Raw genomic sequence first — 18,249 nt, forward strand, 5'->3', positions numbered from 1 at the left:
ACATGGATCAGGGTTCCCGGGACCCGTTTTCAGCCCTAACCGGGGGTGACTCAGGGACAGTTCAGGGTGTTCCCCAGTAGAGCGGATTCGCGGCGGACGGGAGGATCGAAGTATGAATCCGCACACTGAGCACCCCGATGAAGGCACCGACCCTTCGGGCGGCAACGCCGGACAGCCCGAAGGGAAAGATGCCGGGCAAAATACAGGGCAAGCCGCCGGAGAATCCGCAGCCCGGCTGGCAGGTCAGGAGACGGACACTTCCGCCACCCTTCCGCTGGACACCTCCGCCACTCTCCCCCTGGACGTTCCGGGCGCCGCCGGCGCCGACGCGTCCCGCGGTTCCGCCGCGGACCAGCGGCCTGCGGCGGACACCTCCGCCACCCTTCCACTGGACACTTCCGCGACTCTCCCCTTGGACTTTTCAGGCGTCGGTGGCGGCGAGGGGACGCCGCCGCCCCCACCGCCCCCGCCGCCCTTCTACGGCGCGACGCCGCCGCCGGCCGGCAGCCAGCCGCAGAATTTCTTCGATTGGATCCGCAGCCAGGGCGTATACCGGGGCCGCGAGCGCTGGGTCGGGGGCGTCGCCAGCGGCATCGCCCAGCGCCTCGGCATCGACCCGCTGATTGTCCGCGGCATCCTGATCGTCCTGGCAGTCTTCGCCGGCGTCGGCGTCCTCCTCTACGGCATCGCCTGGGCCCTCCTGCCCGAGCCCGACGGCCGCATCCACGTCCAGGAGGCCGCTGCTGGCCGCTGGTCGTCCGGAATGACCGGTGCCCTGATCACCACCATCATCGGCTTCCCCAGCCTGGGCACGGGCGTCTGGGGCTGGGACCGCTATGGCTTCGGCGCATTGATCTGGACCGTCTTCTGGGTAGGCGGCGCCATCTACCTCGTCTACTACCTGACCCAGCGCAACAAGTCCCGGAACGGAGTCTCTCCCATGTCCTCGAGCCCACAGTTCGGCGGCGCGGCAAGCCCCGACTATCCGCCGAACCCGACAACACCTTTAAACCCGTACAGCCCGACAACTCCGTCAGCACGGGCAACGCCGACTACACGGCCGACGCCGTCAACACCGACGGCTCCCTTCGCCACGACCGGCTACGGCGCATCAGCCACGCTGCCCCGCTACGGCGAGTCAACGGTGCCCGGCCCGGGCTGGGGCACTCCTCCGCCCGCCGGTCCCACTCCTCCCACCGGAGGCAGCTACCAGCCGGTGCCGGGCGGCGGGTCCGTCCCGCCGGCCAAGGACCGGAACTTCGGTCCCGGGGCCCCCGCCGTCGCGGTCACCGCCGGCCTCGCCCTGCTGGTGGGCGGCGGCCTCAAGGCCCTCGAAGTCGCGAACGTGATCGACCTCGGCACCTCCAGCAATGCTGTCGTCTGGGCCAGCGCCGCGGTGGTCCTGGGCCTCGGCATCCTCATCGCCGGCCTGCGGGGCCGCACCTCGGGAATCCTCGGGTTCTTCGCCGTGGTCGCCCTGATCGTTGGCGGCATCTTCAACGTGCTTCCCAACGCCGACCGCTTCCGCCCGCAGAATGCCGACTGGTCACCGGTGAGCGTTGAGCAGGCCCGGGCCGGTTTCGACATCACGGCCGGCTCCGGGACCGTGGACCTGAGGAGGCTGGCGATCAACCCGCCGCTGCGGACCGACGTCGTGGTCCCCATCGACGCGACGGCGAGCAACCTCACGGTGGTCATCCCGGACACCGTACCCGTGGAGATCCGCGCCGACATGACCATGGGCAACCTTAATGAGGGCAGCCAGAACCACGGGGGCATGACCGACCATCGGAGCTACTACAACACCGACAAGCCGGGAGAAACGCTGATCGTGGAGATCGACGGAACTTTCAGCAACGTCACCATCAGGGAAGGGAACTGACATGAGCAGCTATGACGCACCCACCGGCAGCACGGAACGCAGCGGCCCCGCCGCTTCCCCGCGGTCCGCTCCCCCGGAGCCGCCGGAGGATTCCCCGGCCCGTGTCGGCACCATCGTCTGGGGGCTGATCGTGGTGGCCCTCGCCGTTCTCATCATCGTTGCCCAGCTCGGGGTCGTGGCGCTCAACGGCACCTACGTGCTGATTGGCCTGATGATCGGCGCCGGGGCGGCACTCGTGATCGGCGGGCTGCTTTCGGCCCGCGGGCGTGACAAACGTGACAAAGCAGCACCGACAGGGAAGTCTTGAGCCATGGAAAAGTTCTTTAGCACCGTCCGGGGCCTTGGCCTGAAACGTGGTCCGCAGCGCTGGTTGGGCGGTGTCTGCGGCGGGATCGCCGCCAAGCTGAACGTGGATGTCGCGTTCGTCCGGATCGCATTCCTGCTGTTTGCGCTGCTTCCCGGACCAGCCTTCGTGCTGTATCTCGTGGCGTGGCTGCTCCTTCCGGACCAGCGGAACGCCATCGCCCTCGAGTCGTTGCTGGCGAAGCGCACGAACCGGCCCTGACGCCCGCCCCGCGATGACCCCAGTGCCCCTGCCGCCGGCAGGGGCACTTGCCGTTGTCATGGTTTGTGTCCTGCCCCACATGCGCCATTAGACTCTAGGTGAGCTCAGCGCGGCGCTCTGCCTGTAACCCTTCGAGCCAGGATTTGAGCCGAAACATGAAAATTGGAATCCTCACCAGCGGCGGAGACTGCCCCGGACTGAATGCCGTCATCCGTGGCGCCGTCCTGAAGGGCATCGCCGTCCATGGCCACGAATTCGTGGGATTCCTGGACGGCTGGCGCGGCGTTGTCGAGGGCGACATCATCGACATTCCCCGCACCATGGTCCGCGGCATCGCCAAGCAGGGCGGGACCATCTTAGGGACCTCCCGCACCAACCCGTTCGAGAACAACGGCGGGCCCGAGGTCATCAAGGCCAACATGGACCGGCTCGGCATCGACGCCATCATCGCCATCGGCGGCGAGGGGACCCTGGCCGCCGCCAAGCGGCTCACCGACGCCGGCCTGAAGATCGTCGGCGTCCCCAAGACCGTCGACAACGACCTCGACGCGACGGACTACACCTTCGGCTTCGACACGGCCGTCGAGATTGCCACCGAGGCGATCGACCGCCTGCGCACCACGGGAGAGTCCCACCACCGCTGCATGATCGCCGAGGTGATGGGCCGCCACGTGGGCTGGATCGCGCTGCACGCCGGCATGGCCTCGGGCGCCCACGCCATCCTGATCCCGGAGCAGAAAGCCTCGATGGAGCAGATCGCCGCATGGGTCACCTCGGCCCGCGACCGCGGCCGCGCCCCGCTCGTCGTCGTCGCGGAGGGATTCGTCCCGGATGACCAGGAATCACCGCACTCCGAACGCGGGCTGGACACCTTCGGCCGTCCGCGGCTGGGCGGGATCTCCGAACGGCTGGCCCCGGAGCTGGAAGCCATGACGGGCATAGAAACCCGGGCGACCGTCCTGGGCCACATCCAGCGCGGCGGGGTCCCCACCGCGTTCGACCGTGTCTTGGCGACCCGCCTCGGCATGGCGGCCATTGACTCCGTCGTGGAACAACGCTGGGGCACCATGGTGTCCCTCAACGGCACCGACATCGTCCACGTGGGCTTCGACGCCGCGCTCGGCAACCTCAAGACCGTCCCGCAGTACCGCTACGACGAGGCCGCTGTCCTCTTCGGCTGAGCCTCCTGAGCCTCCGCACGGAGCCCGACGCGCCCGTGGGTAGGGTGGAGTCATGACACTTGAGCCCGGTTCGGTCGACATCATCCAGCTCGCGTGGGCCCGCCGCCTGGGGCTCGACGACGGCGCCTTCGCGGCCGCCGCGGGAGTCCGCATCACGAGCGCCGATGACACGGCCCGCGCCGTCCAGTTCGTCCGGCTGTTCGGCAACTCCGCCCTGGTGGGCCCGCAATGGGCGCTGGACGCCGCCGTCGGGCTGTCCGACGAGGAGCTCGCGCAGCATGTCACCCTGTTGACCATCTCCCGTGACCACGGCGGGCACGGGCTCGGCGCCGCCGCGCTGTTCTTCGCGGACGACCTGCCCCTTCGGCAGCCGGCGGAGGAGCTGACCGTATCGCAGGGGCATCCGGAAGCGATCGAATTGGAAGCCGCCTGCCCGCCCGATGACGTCAACGAGGTGGGCCTCTCGGGCCTGGAGCACCGCTTTACGATCCTGCACGCGGAGGACGGCCGCCGGACCCCCGTGGCATGCGGTGCCTACACCGAGTGGGAGGGCATCCTGGCCCAGATGGGGGTGCTGGTGGCACCGGAATGGCGCCGCCAGGGACTGGGCTCCCTGGCAGCCTCCATCGCGGCCCACGAGGCACTCGCCTCCGGGCTGACGCTGCAGTGGCGCTCCGACGTCAGCAACAAGGGCTCGCTAGCCATTGCCCGCAGCCTGGGCTTCACCGCCGGCGGCATCCAGACCAGCGTCCTGCTGGGCTGAGCCGGGCCGGGACGGCGTCAGCGGGCCGGCGCCCCGGTGCTCCGGTCGCCAGCTGCCTTCGCCGCAGCGGGGGCCATGTCCCAGCCCTGCACCGGCTGGGGCTTGGCGAAGAACAGCGCCACCGCCGCGCCGAGCAGGATGACCGCGGCTGGCAGCAGCATGGACTGGCTCATCGCCGTCGAGAACCCCTCCTGCAGAGCCTCGGGAAGGGCGCCGCCAAACGACATCGCGCCGGCCTCCCCGGCACCGCCCGGAGCTGCCGGGAGTTCCGCCGCGAGCCGCGCCTGGATCAGCACGGCGATCGCGGCGCTGCCCAGGACGGCTCCGATCTGGCGCGTGGTGTTGTAGACCCCGGCGCCGGCTCCCGCCTGCCGGGGCGGCAGGTTCCGGGTCGCTGTGGTGCTCAGCGGCGCCCAGATGCCGGCGTTGGCGAAGCCAAGCACCGCACTGGGCAGCAGGAACAGCCAGATCGGCGTGTCCGGGTGCATCAGGAACGCGTTCCAGAACAGCGCCACGGACATCAGGACCAGGCCGGCCGCAGTGATGAATTTCGGGTTGACGCGGTCGATGATCCTGCCCACAACAGGGGCCAGCCCGCCCGAGATCAGCGCCATCGGCACCATCATCAGCGCGGACTGCGTCGGGGTCAGGCCCCGGACCACCTGGAAGTAGAAGATCAGCGGCAGCGTGAACGCGGTCACGGTGAAGCCCACCGTGGTGATGCCGATGTTGGCGAGGGAGAAGTTGCGGTCCTTGAAGAGGGACAGCGGCAGCAGCGGCTCGCCCTTGTTCACCTTCTGCCACACCACAAACACCACCAGCACGGCGATGCCGGAGATGATCAGCCCCCACACCGTGATGGGCCCGGCGATGGTGCCCCAGTTGTAGGTCTCGCCTTCCTGGATGCCGAACACCAGCAGGAACAGCCCGACGGCGCTCAGCACCACGCCGGGGATGTCGAACTTGTGCGGGTGCGTGCTCAGAACCGGCACGAAGCGCAGCGCAAGAACAAAGCCGACGATGCCCACCGGGACGTTGATGAAGAAGATCCATTCCCAGCCGAGTCCGTCCACCAGGACGCCGCCGAGGATCGGCCCCACCAGGGTGGCGACGCCGGCGGTGGCGCCCCAGATCCCCATCGCGGCCCCGCGCCGGTCCGGCGGGAAGATCCGGGTGATGACCGCCATGGTCTGGGGCGTCATGAGCGCGGCGCCGAAGCCCTGGAACACGCGGGCCAGGATCAGCATCTGCACGTCGCCGGAGAGCCCGCACCACAGGGAAGCCAGGGTGAAGACGACGAGCCCGGTCAGGTAGAGCTTCTTCGGGCCGAACCGGTCGCCGAGCCGGCCGGTGATCAGCAGCGGCACGGCGTAGGCGAGCAGGTAGGCGCTGGTTACCCAGATCACCGAGTTGATGTCGGTGTTGAGGCCTTCCATGATTCGGGGGTTGGCCACCGAGACGATGGTCGTGTCGACCAGGATCATGAAGAACCCGATCACGAGGGACCAGAGAGCCGGCCACGGCCTGGCGACGTTTTCCATGGGATTCCTTACGGATTAAAGGGAAAGTTTTGTCATAGTTCTAAAGGTGTTCGTCGGGGCAGAAGCCCCGGATGGGCTACCAGGTCAGCTGTCGGCTGCCGAGCTGGTCCTGGAGGTTCCGGATCCAGCCGATCTCGGCGTGCAGCATCGTCTGCTGGTACTCCATGTCAATCCAGTACTTGCGCTCTACGCCCTTTGTCCGGACCCGTTCCTGCGCCGCGGCAAGGAAATCCAGCTGCTCCTGCAGGTCCTTCAGGCGGCGGTCGAGCAGTTCAATCACGACGCCGGCCGGCAAGTTGTACGCCTCCGAAACGGCCAGCGGGAACGAGGGGTACTCGTTGACGGACCGGGCCAGCATGTCCTGGAGCCGTTGGGTCAGGGCATCCCTGCCGGCCCCGGAGATCTCATAGGTGGTTCGCTCGGGACGGTTGCCCTCGCGGTCCGTGCCGGTGGCGGAGACCAGGCCCTGCTCTTCAAGCCGTCCGACCGCGTGATATAGCGTTCCCGGCCGGACCTTCACAAGCCGGTCCTCATGCCGGGCCATCAGGAGCTGGTACATCTCGTAGGGATGCATCGGCTCTTCGACCAGCAGGGAGAGTGCGGCGACACCCAGGGGCGTCAGGGGCGTGGTGCGCGCCATGGTGCGTTGTCCTTCACACTGTGTGGTGCACCGTCGGAAATGAGCCCGCGGTGAATATTCCACTAGAACTATTCCACATGGAGTATTAGGGCGCAAGGCGGCCGTCGGGCCGTTGGGAGACGCTCAGCCCAGCAGGGCCAGGATGTCTTGGCGTTCGAACATCTGCGCGGCCGCGCGGGCGGAGGGCGTGCCGGCGTCGGGGTCCGCTCCGGCTTCCAGCAGCGCCTGCGCCACCTCCGTGTAGCCCTTGAACACGGCGCCGGCGAGCGGGGTCTGGCCCCGGTCGTTGGCGCGGTTGGCGTCCCCGCCGTGCTGCAGGATCAGCCGGACGGTGTAGGCGTGGCCATGGTAGGCCGCGAGCATCAGCAGGGTGTCCCCCGCCTCGTTGGTCAGGGTGGCCGGGGCTCCGGCGGCGAGGTAGTCCGCGAGCAGCCCGGAGTCCCCCTGGCGGGCGGCGTCGAAGAGCCTGTGCGCCAGGGCAAGGGTCGCGTCGTCCGGCGCGGTGTTGTCGTGGGTCATCGGGTCCCCCGCAGGAAGCCGGTCTGGCGGCCCACGACTTGGCCGGCATCGGGGGCCACAATGAGTTCCTGCGCCGCGGTGTAGGGCTCCTCGCCGTCGAGGACGGTCAGGACTTCCTGCGGTGCGACGGACCGTTTGACCACGGCCAGGGCCACCGGCCCCATCTCGTAGTGCTGCGCCACCGAGGTCACGGTGCCGACCTTCCGGACCCCGGAACGGACCTCGCTGCCGACGGCGGGCATGGTGTGCTGGGAGCCGTCGAGCTGCAGGAACACCAGCCGGCGTGGCGGGTGGCCCAGGTTGTGGACCCGGGCGACGGTTTCCTGGCCCTTGTAGCAGCCCTTGTTCAGGTGCACGGCGGTGCGGAGCAGGTCCAGTTCGTGCGGGATGGTCTTGTCGTCGGTCTCGGCACCCCAGCGCGGCCGCCAGGCGGCAATGCGCAGCGCCTCGGCGGCCCAGATTCCGGCGAGCGGGCGATCGCCGACCGTGGCTTCCAGCTCGGCGGCCGGGACGAGGTATTCGAACCAGGGCCGTTCCAGCCCGGGGTGGGAGTCCTCCGCGACCACGGCGTAGGAGTAGCCGCCGGCGCCGACGTGCGGCCAGGGGTCTTCCCAGACCAGCAGGCCGGACCATTCCGGCACCCGGTGGGTGGTTCCCAGCACGGCCCAGTCCGCCGAGGCGTCGGCGATCTCTACGCGGAGCATGAACTTCATCCGGTTGAGCCACTCGGCCAGCGGAGCTGCCTCGGCCGCCTCGACGATCAGCCAGGTGGTCGCGCCGTCGTCCACCACCCGCGCGTCGAATTCGATCCGGCCCTGAACGCTCAGCAGCAGCAGTTCGGTGGACTGCCCGGGGGCAAGGTTCGTGAGCTGCTGGGAGGACAGCGTGTTGAGCCAGCTCAGCCGGTCCGGTCCGGCGACGGTGACGACACCGCGGTGGGACAGGTCCACGACGGCGGTGCCGGCGGCCAGCGCCCGCTGTTCGCGCAGCGGTTCGCCGTAGTGGGAGGCGACGCCGGCGTCAGCGCCGCCGGCTTCGACGGCGCCTGGGCGCGCCAGCAGGGGGCTCTTGATAGTCATATGAAGTAGAAGTCCTAACGGGCTAGCGGTATTCCGGATTCTCGAAGTCAAACCTTGTCCCGGCCTTCCAGGCCTCCGGCAGGTTGCCGTAGGCAGGGATGCCGCCGGCGTCCTTGAGCATCCGGGCCAGGTGCAGCAGGTTCCACGTCATGAACGTGGTGTTGCGGTTGGTGAAGTCGCTTTCCGGACCGCCGGAGCCCTCATCGAGGTAGCTCGGGCCCGGCCCGACGGGGCCGATCCAGCCGGCGTCGGCCTGCGGCGGAATGGTGAAGCCGATGTGCTGGAGGCTGTAGAGGACGTTCATGGCGCAATGCTTGATGCCGTCCTCGTTGCCGGTGATGAGGCAGCCGCCCACCTTGGGATAGAACGCCCACTGGCCCTTGTCGTTGAGCTCGCCGGAGTGCGCGTAGAGGCGTTCGATCAGCTTCTTGGTCTGCGAGGAGTTGTCGCCCAGCCAGATCGGTCCGGCCACGATGACGATGTCGGCTTCCCGGACGGCCGGATACAGCTCCGGCCATTCGTCGCTCGCCCAGCCGTGCTCGCGCATGTCCGGGTAGACGCCGCTGGCGATGTCGTGATCCACCGTACGGATGACCCGTGTGCTGACGCCGTGAAAGTCCATGATCCGGCGGCTGACCTCGATCAGGCCCTGCGTGTTGGAGGTCTCCGGCGACTTCTTGAGCGTGCCGTTGAAGTACACGGCCTTGAGGTCGCTGAAATCGGCGGCACTTCCAGACACTTCAGGCATGGCAGCTGTGGCATTCACTGTGGTACTCCCTACGGTCGCTACGGACAAAGGAAATCAGTGAGGCCTCACAACGGGCGTTCCGGCGGCGCAGCGTGGCGCTCAGGTGACCTTGTGGAGGATGGCGGACGCGTGGGCTTCCAGGCCGCTGCCGCCGGTTGGAGCCTTGCCTGTGGACACATCCCAGCGCCAGAGCAGGTTGCCGTCCACGAGTCCGAAGATCCGGGTGGCCGCCGTGTACTCCTTGGAGTGGCTGCCGCGCATCACCATGTCGGTGCTGAGCTGGATCTGCGGGCCCTTGATCTGGCCGTAGTACAGCTCGGAGATCCCGCCGGGGTGGGAGATCGAGACGGAGATGTCGAAGCCGCCGTCATTGTTGCGCAGGGCCTCGACTTCGTCGGCGCTCTTGAGCACGGGAACAATGTCCGCCGGGACCAGCCCGGGGCCGCCGTCTTCCTCGCGCTGCTTGCGCTCCAGGGCCCAAAAACCGGTTTCGACCGTCAACGGACGAAGCCTGGTGCCGTCGTCGTCGGTCAGCCAGCTCTCGGCACGGTACTGCAGGTACGGCAAGCCGTTGTGCGTGAAGGACACGTGTTGCAGGAAGTGCTCGGAATCCTCTTCCCCGGCCCCCAGCCGGCCGCGGCCCTCCCACTCACCAATGAGCCAGGACAGCGGAACGATTTCCGGGGTCAGATCTGTAGGTATTTCAATCGGCACAGCAGCTACCTCTGGAAACGAAGACGGCTAGTAATTTCTGGCTGTTACTTCTGGCCCTTGAACAGGCGATACACCACGAAGCCGGCAAACCAGGCCATGGCCAGGCTGGCAACGCCAAGGAGGACAAGGAAGAAGATTTCAAATGCAAGTACGGACATGATGTCATCCTAGCGCGTTAGAAGATGAGTAGTTTGTCTATGAAGTACGCCAGCGAACCGACGGCGGACACCGGTCCCAGACCGATTCCCAGGGCTGCCGCAAAGCTTAGCGATTCACCGCGGAGGATGACCAGCCGGCGGAAACTCACCAGCACGGCCCCGACCACCACCCCGACGATAGCGGCCGGGACAACGGCGATGTCGGAGAAGACAAGGCCCGCGAGCGGTCCGGCCAGCCCGGCAGCGACGACGCCCAGCGGCGCCACCACCCGGTCGGGCCAACGGATCAGCCCCGCCAGCAGGGCGATCGCGGCACTGATCGCGGCGACCAGGACCATCTCGCGGACGCCGTTGAAGCGGGAGCACGCGATCCACCCGGCGCCCAGGCAGGACAACAGGACGCCGGCGGAGGAACCGAGAATGGACTCCAGGCGCTGCGACTGGCCGGTGCCGCGGATCAGCTGCATCACGAAGATCGCCATCACGCCTGCCGCCATGAACGACGGGGTCCAGTCCAGGAAGCCCGGGGCTGGAAGGTACGTGGCGGCGACGGCGGCGCCCACGCCCGGCAGGCCGATCAGCACGGCGAGGGTTTTCCTGGCGGGGATGCCCAGGAAGTGCGGCCAGCCAATTCCGACGGCGGCGGCGGTCAGCACCCCCACGGCAAGGAGTGCCTCCGGCGAGCCGTAGGACGCGCCGACGATCGCGGCGAGTCCGGCCAGGCCGATGGCGCCGATGGACCAAGCCCTCACTTGTTACCAGACATGCGTGTTTCCGTCATCCGTCTTCCGTCCATCGTTGTACTTTCGCTCACTGCGGACCCACTTCGACCTGATCTTTCGTCACGGGGGGCGGCAGGCCCCGACGGATCAATCCTGCCCTATGTGACCGTTTTGTGTCGCAAAAGAACCGGGCGCGGGTGGCCGGGGCATGTCCGGGAAGGGGCCTTTGGGTATACTCTGACTCAGCTACAGACGCCCAACGATGCGCGGACACCCCTTGGAGGAAACATGTCGCACATCCTGCTATTGACGAACAGCACCGGTTCATCGGTGGACGTCCTGCCCGCGCTGGAACTACTGAACCACCGGGTCCATATTCTTCCCGCCGAGCCGACGGCCCTGCTGGAGACCGACCCCTGCGACATCGTCCTGCTGGACGCCCGCAAAGACCTCGTCGGCGCACGTTCCCTGACCCAACTGCTCAAAGCCACCGGCCTGAGCGCCCCCCTCATGCTGATCCTTACCGAGGGCGGCATGGCCGCCGTGTCCTCGGCGTGGGCGGTCGACGACATCCTGCTGGAATCCGCCGGACCCGCCGAGGTCGAGGCCCGCATCCGCCTGGGCGTCGCCCGGGCCGTGCCGGACCAGGACGACGCGCCCACCGAGATCCGGGCCGCCGGCGTCGTCATCGATGAGGCCAGCTACACCGCCCGGGTCAACGGCGCACCGCTGAACCTGACCTTCAAGGAATTTGAATTGCTCAAGTACCTGGCGCAGCACCCCGGCCGGGTCTTCACCCGCCAGCAGCTGCTGACCGAGGTCTGGGGCTACGACTACTACGGCGGCACGCGCACAGTGGACGTCCACGTGCGGCGCCTGCGGGCCAAACTCGGCGCCGACCACGAGAACCTGATCAGCACGGTCCGCAACGTGGGCTACCGCCTGACCCTGGTCCGGCATACGGAGGAAGAACTCACCGAAGCCTGATACGCAGAAAGCCCCGGACATCAGTCCGGGGCTTTCTGTTGCTTCAGTGGAGGACATACGGGTCGAACGTATCGAGGCCACCCCAGTGGTGGATCCCCCTCGTGTCCAGGCCAGCGGCACCCAGAAACAATTTCTGGACCGAACAGCCGGACGAGTTAACGACTATACGTAACAGTTCCGGAAACAACAAAATCGGCCCCGTCCGGGCGGCACCGTATAGCCTTGCACCATGAGTCCTGCGCACCCTGAGAACTGGCCCGTCCTCGCCGCCAAGGGAGCCGCGGATCCGCAGCTCCTGAAGGACGTCAAAGCCCTCGCGGCCGCCGCGGAGGAATCCGATGGCAATCCGCCGCTGTCCGAGCAGACGCTCGTGACGCTCCGGACCGCTGACGCCGGCGGGGCCCCCGGCACCCACATGGCGCTGACCCTCGCCCTCTACTGGCCCGACGAGAGCTCCGACCCGGCGACGGCGCAGGATCTGGCCGGCGTCGCCGTCGTGATCGAGGAACCGGACGGCGCGGGCGTGCTGGAAATTGCCGTCCACCCCAGCTACCGCAACCAGGGCGTGGCGACCCGGCTGGTCGGCGAGCTCAAAGCGACCCGCGGCTTCGCCGGCCTGAAGGCCTGGTCCCACGGCAACCACGAGGCCGCGGCCGACCTCGCCGCCCGTTACGGCTACGGACCGGTCCGGGAGCTGTGGAAGATGCGGCTGGCCGGCTCTACGGCGGAGCTGCCCGACGTCGCGCTGCCCGACGGCGTGACGCTGCGCGCCTTCGTCCCGGGCCGGGATGAGGACGCCTGGCTCGCCGCGAACCGGGCCGCCTTCGCGCATCATGCCGAGCAGGGCACGATGACCCGTGTCGATCTGGACGCCCGGATGGCCGAGCCGTGGTTCGATCCCGCCGGTTTCCTGCTCGCCGTCGATGCCTCGGACCGGATTCTCGGCTTCCACTGGACCAAGGTGCACCCCCGCCACGGGGAGCACCCGGCGATCGGGGAGGTCTACGTCGTGGGCGTGACCCCCCAGGCACAGGGCACCGGGCTGGGGAAAGCGCTGACCGTGGCCGGCATCCGGCACCTGCAGCGCCAGGGCCTGCACGCCGTCATGCTCTACGTCGACGCGGACAACGTCCCGGCCGTTTCGCTGTACCGGAAGCTGGGCTTCACCCGCTGGGACGTCGATGTCATGTACGCCCCGCTGGAGGGGCGTTAATCCAGTCGGCGGACATCTTGTCTCCGCCCGGGGAAATCTGGACTCCGCGAAAGCCGATCGCCGGATGATTGCTTGTAAGGTTGAAGCTAAATCGAGCCAGCATTAGGAGAGACCATGCAACGGGATTCTGCCCGGACAGCCACGTCTGAGGCCGCCACGTCGGACAAAAAAGTCCGGCCCGCGCGTGCCCAGTTCGGCTCCTCCGAAGTGCCTGCCTCACGTGCCACCCAGGACCGGATCGACATTCCGGAATTCGCGCCCAACCTGGAGCCGGAGGGCGACTTCAGCCCGGACCGCTTCCTGGACCGTGAACTGAGCTGGCTCTCCTTCAACGCCCGCGTGCTGGAACTCGCCGAAGACCCGGACCTGCACCTGCTGGAACGCGTCAGCTTCCTGTCCATCTTTGCGTCCAACCTGGACGAGTTCTTTATGGTCCGTGTCGCCGGGCTGAAGCGCCGGATCGCCACCGGACTGGCCGTCCCCTCCCCCGCCGGGCTCAGCCCGGTCCAGGTCCTGGAGCAGATCGGCGAGGAGGCCCACCGGCTGCAGCAACGCCACGCCCGCGTCTACGCCGAGCAGATCCGCCCGGCCCTGGCCTACGAGCACATCCACCTCATGCACTGGGAAGAGCTCGACTCCCAGGCCAAGGACCAGCTCAGCGCCATGTTCGCCGAGAAGGTCTTCCCGATCCTGACCCCGCTGGCCGTGGACCCGGCCCACCCCTTCCCCTACATCTCGGGGCTCTCGCTGAACCTCGCCGTCGTTGTCCGCAACCCGATCAGCGACAAGGAACTCTTCGCCCGCCTCAAGGTCCCGGACCAGCTCCCCCGGCTGATCTCGGTCGACGGCCCGCGCGCAGGCTCCGTGCCGGGCCGGGTGGCACGCTTCATCGCCCTCGAGGAAGTCATCGCCGTCCACCTGGACCAGCTCTTCGCCGGGATGGAGGTGCTGGAGCACCACACCTTCCGCGTCACCCGCAATGAAGACCTTGAGGTCGAAGAGGACGACGCCGAGAACCTGCTCCAGGCGCTCGAAAAGGAACTGCTGCGCCGCCGCTTCGGCCCGCCGGTCCGGCTCGAGGTCACGAACGACATCAACCCGAACATCCGGGCGCTGCTGATCCGCGAGCTGGGCGTCGAGGAGTCCGAGGTCTACTCGGTCCCGGCCCCGCTGGATCTGCGCGGGCTCTCGGTCATCGCCGGCATCGACCGCGCCGACCTGCACTACCCCAAGCACGTCCCGCACACCTCCCGGCACCTCAACGAGTCGGAAACGTCCAAGGCGGCGAACGTCTTTGCGGCCATGCGGCGCCGGGACATCCTGCTGCACCACCCCTACGACTCGTTCTCCACCTCGGTGCAGGCGTTCCTGGAGCAGGCGGCCTCGGACCCGAAGGTCCAGGCCATCAAGCAGACGCTGTACCGCACCTCGGGCGACTCCCCGATCGTCGACGCCCTGATCGACGCCGCCGAGGCCGGCAAGCAGGTCCTGGCCCTGGTCGAAATCAAGGCCCGCTTCGACGAGCAGGCCAATATCTCCTGGGCCCGGAAGCTGGAGCAGGCCGGCGTTCACGTGGTCTACGGCATCGTGGGCCTCAAGACCCACTGCAAGCTCTCCCTCGTGGTGCGCCAGGAAGTGGACGGACTCCGCCGCTACTGCCACATCGGCACCGGCAACTACCACCCGCGCACGGCCCGCTACTACGAGGACCTGGGCCTCCTCACGGCCAATGAGCAGGTGGGCGAGGACCTCTCCAAGCTCTTCAACCAGCTCTCCGGCTACGCCCCGAAGTCGACCTTCAAGCGGCTCCTGGTGGCCCCCCGGTCGGTGCGGTCAGGACTCATCGACCGGATCGAAACCGAGATCCGGAACGCCCGGGCAGGCCTCACCGCCCGGGTCCAGATCAAGGTCAACTCGATGGTGGACGAAGCCATCATCGATTCCCTATACCGGGCGTCCCAGGCCGGCGTTCCCGTGGACATCATCGTCCGCGGCATCTGCTCCCTGCGCCCGGGGGTGCCCGGACTCAGCGAGAACATCACGGTCCGCTCCGTGCTGGGCCGGTTCCTGGAGCACTCCCGCGTCTTCGCCTTCGCCAATGCCGGGGACCCGGTGGTCTACATCGGTTCGGCGGACATGATGCACCGGAACCTTGACCGGCGCGTGGAGGCCCTCGTCCAGCTCACCAGCGGGGACGACACGACGTATGTCATGGACCTGCTGCGCCGCTACATGGATCCAGGCACCGCCAGCTGGCACCTGGACAACCAGGCGGAATGGACCCGCCACCACGTCACCGACGACGGGCAGGATCTTGAGGACATCCAGTCCTGGCTGCTCAACTCCCGCTCGCGGCAGCGTTCGTCCGGGCTGCGGTAGGGGCTCTGGCATTGAGTAGCGATTCACCGGTTGCCGACCAGACCGATCATGCCGGCGAAGCCATTGTGGTGGTGGCCGCCGGGGCCGTGCCGTGGCGCGTGGCCCCGGGCGACAAGGACCAACTCGAGGTCCTGCTGATCCACCGCCCGCGCTATGACGACTGGTCCTGGCCCAAGGGGAAGATCGACCCCGGCGAGACGGTGCCCGAGTGCGCCGCCCGCGAGGTCGAAGAGGAAATCGGGCTGAAGGCGCCCCTGGGCATCCCGCTGCCGGCCATCCATTACCACGTCCCCGTCGGACTGAAGGTCGTCCATTACTGGGCGGTCGACGTCGACGGGGCCGCCCTCCTGCCCGATGGCAAGGAAGTGGACAGCGTTATGTGGTGCTCGCCGGAGAAGGCGGCCCGCCTGCTAAGCAACCCCGGCGACGTGGTCCCGCTGGAGTACCTGGCGGCCGCCCACGCCCGCGGCGAACTGAAGACATGGCCGCTCGTGATCGTGCGCCATGCCAAGGCCAAGCCGCGCTCCTCCTGGTCCAAGGCCGAAGGGGACCGGCCCCTGGCTGTCACCGGGTTGCGGCAGGCGCAGGCAGTGGGGCGGCTGCTGCAGGCCTGGAAGCCCATGCGTATCGTCTCCAGCCCGTGGCTGAGGTGTGTTGCCACCATCGCCCCGTACGCCAAGGCGTCCGATGCGAAGGTGAAGCTGAATGAAGCCCTCACCGAGCACCGGCACGGCCGGCATCCGCACAAGACGGCCGCCGCCGTCGAGGGCCTCTTCGACAAGCAGCGGGCCGTGGCGCTCTGCACGCACCGCCCCGCCCTGCCCACCGTGTTCGCCCAGCTCGGCAAGCACATGGGGTCCCGGCTGCGCGCCCTGCTCCCGGACGCCGACCCGTTCCTGGCCCCCGGTGAGATCGTTGTGTGCCATGTGGCGCACCACAGCAAGAGCAAGGTGGTCGCGGTCGAGCGGTTCAGGCCCTTCGACGACTGAGGTCCTTGACCCTCCGCCCTGCCGGCCCTAGTTTGTATCAAACACTTGATACATTGCCGCAGAATCTTTGGGGGATTTCATGCCGCTCCAGTCCAGCCTGCCGCCGCTGCTGTTGCTTGGCCCGCTCCTCGCCGCGGTCGTCGTGTACGTCGTGCTGCGCTGGGTGGTCTGGGCACCGCGCACGGGAAGCTCGCCGGCATCGGTGTCGGAGCACGCGCTGTGGGTGGGCGTCATCGGGTGGCTGGCGAGCTCCCTCCAGGGGGCGATGAACGTGGGCATCATTCCGGCCGGTCCGTCCGCCGGCGGCCCCCTGACCAGCGCCGGGACGGTCCTGCCCGCGCTGGCGTGGCCGGTCCTGGGCTGCCTGACCGTGCACGCCCTCGGCCAGGTGAGCTACCCGGGGCCGCGGCGGATGCGGCGGCAGGCCGTGCTGTCGGTCCGCCGCGTCCGGGACTTCCTGCCGCGAAGGCTGGCCTTGACCACGGCCGCGATCTTCCTCACCGCCGCCGCGGTTATCGCCCGCACAGCCGCCCTCCCCGGATTCGCGGCCGTCGCGCCCACCCGGGTCAACGACGGGGAATACACCTACTTCAACGGCGGTGGTGACGGCCGGATCCCCGGGCCGGACGTGGCCCTCTGGCTCGGCGGGGCCCTGCTGGTGCTGGCCGGCGGGACGGGGCTGGTGCTGTGGCTGATCGCCAGCCGCCGACAGCTGGAGTGCCTGGACGCGGCCGACAACACCGTGCTGCGGACCATCGCCATGAACCGGCTGCTCCGGACGGTCTCCACGGTGGCCGCCGGGCTGGCGGCCGTCGCCGGCAACTTCGCGGCCCGCCCCGATCCGGCCCAGGGGATGACGTCGTGGGGGAATCCGGAAGCCCTGGCGTGCGGGGTGGTCCTGCTCGTCATGTGGGGTTGGCGGCCCCCGCGGCTCGCGACCGCCGGACTGGGCGCCGGGAACCGACCGGAACCGGGGATCGCCGCCGGCCGGCAACACCCGGCAGCCCGGCTCGTCAGGTCCCTCGGGGCGCTGCTGGGGCTGGCGGCCGCGGTGCCGCTGCTGACCGGGGCCTTCCTCTCTCAGGCCCTCCTGGCTGCGGCCAGCTACGGTTTTGCCGGCCTCGTGGCGCTGATGGCAGCGTTGGTCCTGCTCGTCATTGCCGCCGGCGAGCTCCTGCTGCAGCACAACTACGGTCTCCCGGGAGCCCCCCGCCGCTGGCCCCGGCCACCGGTGAGCCCCGCCCTGCTGACCACGGTGGTCCTGGCGCTGCTGGTCTTCCTCATCGCCCTGGTAGTCACGGCACTGGGACAGGCCCACCTCGCCGAAGGCCCGGGCTGGGTGCCGGCCGGGCTGATCACTGCCGGGATGTGTGCCGCCGCCGTGCCGGTACTGCTCCTGGCCAGGCACCGCCAGGGTGTTGCCGGCGCCCCGCCCGGCCTGGACTCGGCCCTGCGCGCCGTCACCGTCCACCGGGTGGTGCGGACCCTGGCGGCCGCCCTCACGGCCCAGGCCGGTGTCCTGCTGCTGACCCAGGGCAACGCCTGGGCGGCCGTGTTGGGCCGGGCGGCCTTCGGGGAGACCGACCCGGCCGCGGCGACCTGGTGGCCGGCGATCGCGGCCGGTGCGCTGTTGGGCGTCGCGGCCGCGGTCATCGCCGTCATCCCGGTGCGCGGTCCGGCCCGCCCCGGCCCCGCTCTCCTGCCGAGGACGGACGTCTCCGCGTGACGGCCGGGATCTCAGTGGACCTGGACTCGGCCACCCCGGCCTACGAACAGATCCGGGCGCAGATCGCCGCGCTGATCGCCCTCGGAGCGCTGGAGCCGAGCACCCGGCTGCCGACGGTCCGGCGCCTGGCCGCGGACCTCGGGATCGCGGCCGGGACCGTCGCCCGGGCCTACCGGGAGCTGGAGCAGTCGGGGCTGATCGAGACCAGGCGGCGCAACGGCACCGTGGTCGCCGGGACGCCGGCGACCGAAACGCAGGCCGCGTCCGGGGCCCTGGCCGGCACGCCCGTGCCAGGCACCGTCGTGCCGGGCACCGTCGTCGCGGAGGTGGCCGCCGCCGTCGAGCATTACATTGCAGAGGGCCGGCGCGCCGGCCTCGATGACGCCGCGCTGCTGGCGATCCTGCGGACAAAGCTCAGCCAGCAAGACGAATAAGGAGCGGCG

18 protein-coding genes are annotated in these 18,249 nt (G+C 68.8%); 11 read left to right on the forward strand and 7 right to left on the reverse strand.

Annotated features, from left to right (window positions below; all coding sequences use genetic code 11):
* Positions 1-112 precede the first annotated feature (112 nt).
* The 5 genes from ACZYZ5_RS02465 to ACZYZ5_RS02485 all read left to right on the forward strand — a co-directional run bounded on the left by ACZYZ5_RS02465 (position 113) and on the right by ACZYZ5_RS02485 (position 4,391).
* The gene (locus ACZYZ5_RS02465) at positions 113-1,882 is read left to right on the forward strand and encodes a PspC domain-containing protein (RefSeq protein WP_463898893.1); all 1,770 of its coding nucleotides are present in this window, start codon (positions 113-115) and stop codon (positions 1,880-1,882) included.
* 1 nt (position 1,883) lies between these two features.
* Complete coding sequence (locus ACZYZ5_RS02470) at positions 1,884-2,189, forward strand: hypothetical protein (RefSeq protein WP_463898895.1); 306 nt, start codon at positions 1,884-1,886, stop codon at positions 2,187-2,189.
* 3 nt (positions 2,190-2,192) lie between these two features.
* Positions 2,193-2,447: a PspC domain-containing protein gene (locus ACZYZ5_RS02475; RefSeq protein WP_463898896.1), complete on the forward strand. Its 255-nt coding sequence runs from the start codon at positions 2,193-2,195 to the stop codon at positions 2,445-2,447.
* A gap of 155 nt (positions 2,448-2,602) precedes the next feature.
* Positions 2,603-3,628: a 6-phosphofructokinase gene (locus tag ACZYZ5_RS02480; RefSeq protein WP_463898898.1), complete on the forward strand. Its 1,026-nt coding sequence runs from the start codon at positions 2,603-2,605 to the stop codon at positions 3,626-3,628.
* Between the two features lie 52 nt (positions 3,629-3,680).
* A complete protein-coding gene (locus ACZYZ5_RS02485) occupies positions 3,681-4,391 on the forward strand; it encodes a GNAT family N-acetyltransferase (RefSeq protein WP_463898900.1) in 711 nt (236 codons plus the stop codon).
* 17 nt (positions 4,392-4,408) lie between these two features.
* Here the strand turns inward: ACZYZ5_RS02485 and ACZYZ5_RS02490 are convergent, their stop codons facing one another.
* The 7 genes from ACZYZ5_RS02490 to ACZYZ5_RS02520 all read right to left on the reverse strand — a co-directional run bounded on the left by ACZYZ5_RS02490 (position 4,409) and on the right by ACZYZ5_RS02520 (position 10,542).
* Positions 4,409-5,932, reverse strand: coding sequence for a DHA2 family efflux MFS transporter permease subunit (locus ACZYZ5_RS02490; RefSeq protein WP_463898901.1), 1,524 nt, complete (start codon positions 5,930-5,932; stop codon positions 4,409-4,411).
* Between the two features lie 76 nt (positions 5,933-6,008).
* Positions 6,009-6,572 (reverse strand): PadR family transcriptional regulator, encoded by a 564-nt coding sequence (locus tag ACZYZ5_RS02495; protein WP_463898902.1) that lies wholly within the window; start codon positions 6,570-6,572, stop codon positions 6,009-6,011.
* 123 nt (positions 6,573-6,695) lie between these two features.
* Complete coding sequence (locus ACZYZ5_RS02500) at positions 6,696-7,091, reverse strand: ankyrin repeat domain-containing protein (RefSeq protein ID WP_463898903.1); 396 nt, start codon at positions 7,089-7,091, stop codon at positions 6,696-6,698.
* On the reverse strand, positions 7,088-8,170 hold the full coding sequence (gene ygfZ / locus ACZYZ5_RS02505; RefSeq protein WP_463898904.1) for a CAF17-like 4Fe-4S cluster assembly/insertion protein YgfZ: 1,083 nt from the start codon (positions 8,168-8,170) through the stop codon (positions 7,088-7,090). Before ygfZ ends, ACZYZ5_RS02500 begins: the two co-directional genes overlap by 4 nt.
* Before the next feature lie 22 nt (positions 8,171-8,192).
* Entirely contained in the window at positions 8,193-8,918 is a 726-nt protein-coding gene (locus ACZYZ5_RS02510; protein WP_463899226.1) for a flavodoxin family protein, read from the reverse strand.
* Between the two features lie 99 nt (positions 8,919-9,017).
* Entirely contained in the window at positions 9,018-9,632 is a 615-nt protein-coding gene (locus ACZYZ5_RS02515) for a nitrobindin family protein (RefSeq protein ID WP_463898905.1), read from the reverse strand.
* 175 nt (positions 9,633-9,807) lie between these two features.
* Positions 9,808-10,542, reverse strand: a complete 735-nt coding sequence (locus tag ACZYZ5_RS02520; RefSeq protein ID WP_463898906.1) for a permease — start codon at positions 10,540-10,542, stop codon at positions 9,808-9,810.
* Between the two features lie 258 nt (positions 10,543-10,800).
* Between ACZYZ5_RS02520 and ACZYZ5_RS02525 the strand changes: the two genes are divergently transcribed.
* The 6 genes from ACZYZ5_RS02525 (at position 10,801) to ACZYZ5_RS02550 (ending at position 18,240) form a co-directional block, all read left to right on the forward strand.
* Positions 10,801-11,499 (forward strand): winged helix-turn-helix transcriptional regulator, encoded by a 699-nt coding sequence (locus ACZYZ5_RS02525; RefSeq protein WP_463898907.1) that lies wholly within the window; start codon positions 10,801-10,803, stop codon positions 11,497-11,499.
* A 229-nt stretch (positions 11,500-11,728) separates the two neighbouring features.
* The gene (gene mshD, locus ACZYZ5_RS02530) at positions 11,729-12,712 is read left to right on the forward strand and encodes a mycothiol synthase (protein WP_463898909.1); all 984 of its coding nucleotides are present in this window, start codon (positions 11,729-11,731) and stop codon (positions 12,710-12,712) included.
* A gap of 114 nt (positions 12,713-12,826) precedes the next feature.
* On the forward strand, positions 12,827-15,091 hold the full coding sequence (locus ACZYZ5_RS02535; RefSeq protein WP_463898910.1) for an RNA degradosome polyphosphate kinase: 2,265 nt from the start codon (positions 12,827-12,829) through the stop codon (positions 15,089-15,091).
* Between the two features lie 11 nt (positions 15,092-15,102).
* Positions 15,103-16,080 carry an NUDIX hydrolase gene (locus ACZYZ5_RS02540; protein ID WP_463898912.1) on the forward strand — a complete coding sequence of 326 codons (978 nt, stop codon included), beginning with the start codon at positions 15,103-15,105 and terminating at the stop codon, positions 16,078-16,080.
* 79 nt (positions 16,081-16,159) lie between these two features.
* Complete coding sequence (locus ACZYZ5_RS02545) at positions 16,160-17,806, forward strand: hypothetical protein (RefSeq protein ID WP_463898914.1); 1,647 nt, start codon at positions 16,160-16,162, stop codon at positions 17,804-17,806.
* Positions 17,803-18,240, forward strand: coding sequence for a GntR family transcriptional regulator (locus ACZYZ5_RS02550; protein ID WP_463898915.1), 438 nt, complete (start codon positions 17,803-17,805; stop codon positions 18,238-18,240). Before ACZYZ5_RS02545 ends, ACZYZ5_RS02550 begins: the two co-directional genes overlap by 4 nt.
* Positions 18,241-18,249 lie beyond the last annotated feature (9 nt).

Source organism: Pseudarthrobacter ribosi (genome assembly GCF_055412865.1).

Excerpts from the sequence above, each read along its gene's own strand:
- ACZYZ5_RS02470 (WP_463898895.1), top strand. The coding sequence starts at position 1,884 with ATGAGCAGCTATGACGCACCCACCGGCAGCACGGAACGCAGCGGCCCC.
- ACZYZ5_RS02465 (WP_463898893.1), top strand. The coding sequence starts at position 113 with ATGAATCCGCACACTGAGCACCCCGATGAAGGCACCGACCCTTCGGGC.
- ACZYZ5_RS02495 (WP_463898902.1), bottom strand. The coding sequence starts at position 6,572 with ATGGCGCGCACCACGCCCCTGACGCCCCTGGGTGTCGCCGCACTCTCC.
- ACZYZ5_RS02535 (WP_463898910.1), top strand. The coding sequence starts at position 12,827 with ATGCAACGGGATTCTGCCCGGACAGCCACGTCTGAGGCCGCCACGTCG.
- ACZYZ5_RS02480 (WP_463898898.1), top strand. The coding sequence starts at position 2,603 with ATGAAAATTGGAATCCTCACCAGCGGCGGAGACTGCCCCGGACTGAAT.
- ACZYZ5_RS02475 (WP_463898896.1), top strand. The coding sequence starts at position 2,193 with ATGGAAAAGTTCTTTAGCACCGTCCGGGGCCTTGGCCTGAAACGTGGT.
- ACZYZ5_RS02525 (WP_463898907.1), top strand. The coding sequence starts at position 10,801 with ATGTCGCACATCCTGCTATTGACGAACAGCACCGGTTCATCGGTGGAC.
- ACZYZ5_RS02510 (WP_463899226.1), bottom strand. The coding sequence starts at position 8,918 with ATGCCTGAAGTGTCTGGAAGTGCCGCCGATTTCAGCGACCTCAAGGCC.
- ACZYZ5_RS02545 (WP_463898914.1), top strand. The coding sequence starts at position 16,160 with ATGCCGCTCCAGTCCAGCCTGCCGCCGCTGCTGTTGCTTGGCCCGCTC.
- ACZYZ5_RS02490 (WP_463898901.1), bottom strand. The coding sequence starts at position 5,932 with ATGGAAAACGTCGCCAGGCCGTGGCCGGCTCTCTGGTCCCTCGTGATC.
- ACZYZ5_RS02500 (WP_463898903.1), bottom strand. The coding sequence starts at position 7,091 with ATGACCCACGACAACACCGCGCCGGACGACGCGACCCTTGCCCTGGCG.
- mshD (WP_463898909.1), top strand. The coding sequence starts at position 11,729 with ATGAGTCCTGCGCACCCTGAGAACTGGCCCGTCCTCGCCGCCAAGGGA.
- ACZYZ5_RS02485 (WP_463898900.1), top strand. The coding sequence starts at position 3,681 with ATGACACTTGAGCCCGGTTCGGTCGACATCATCCAGCTCGCGTGGGCC.
- ygfZ (WP_463898904.1), bottom strand. The coding sequence starts at position 8,170 with ATGACTATCAAGAGCCCCCTGCTGGCGCGCCCAGGCGCCGTCGAAGCC.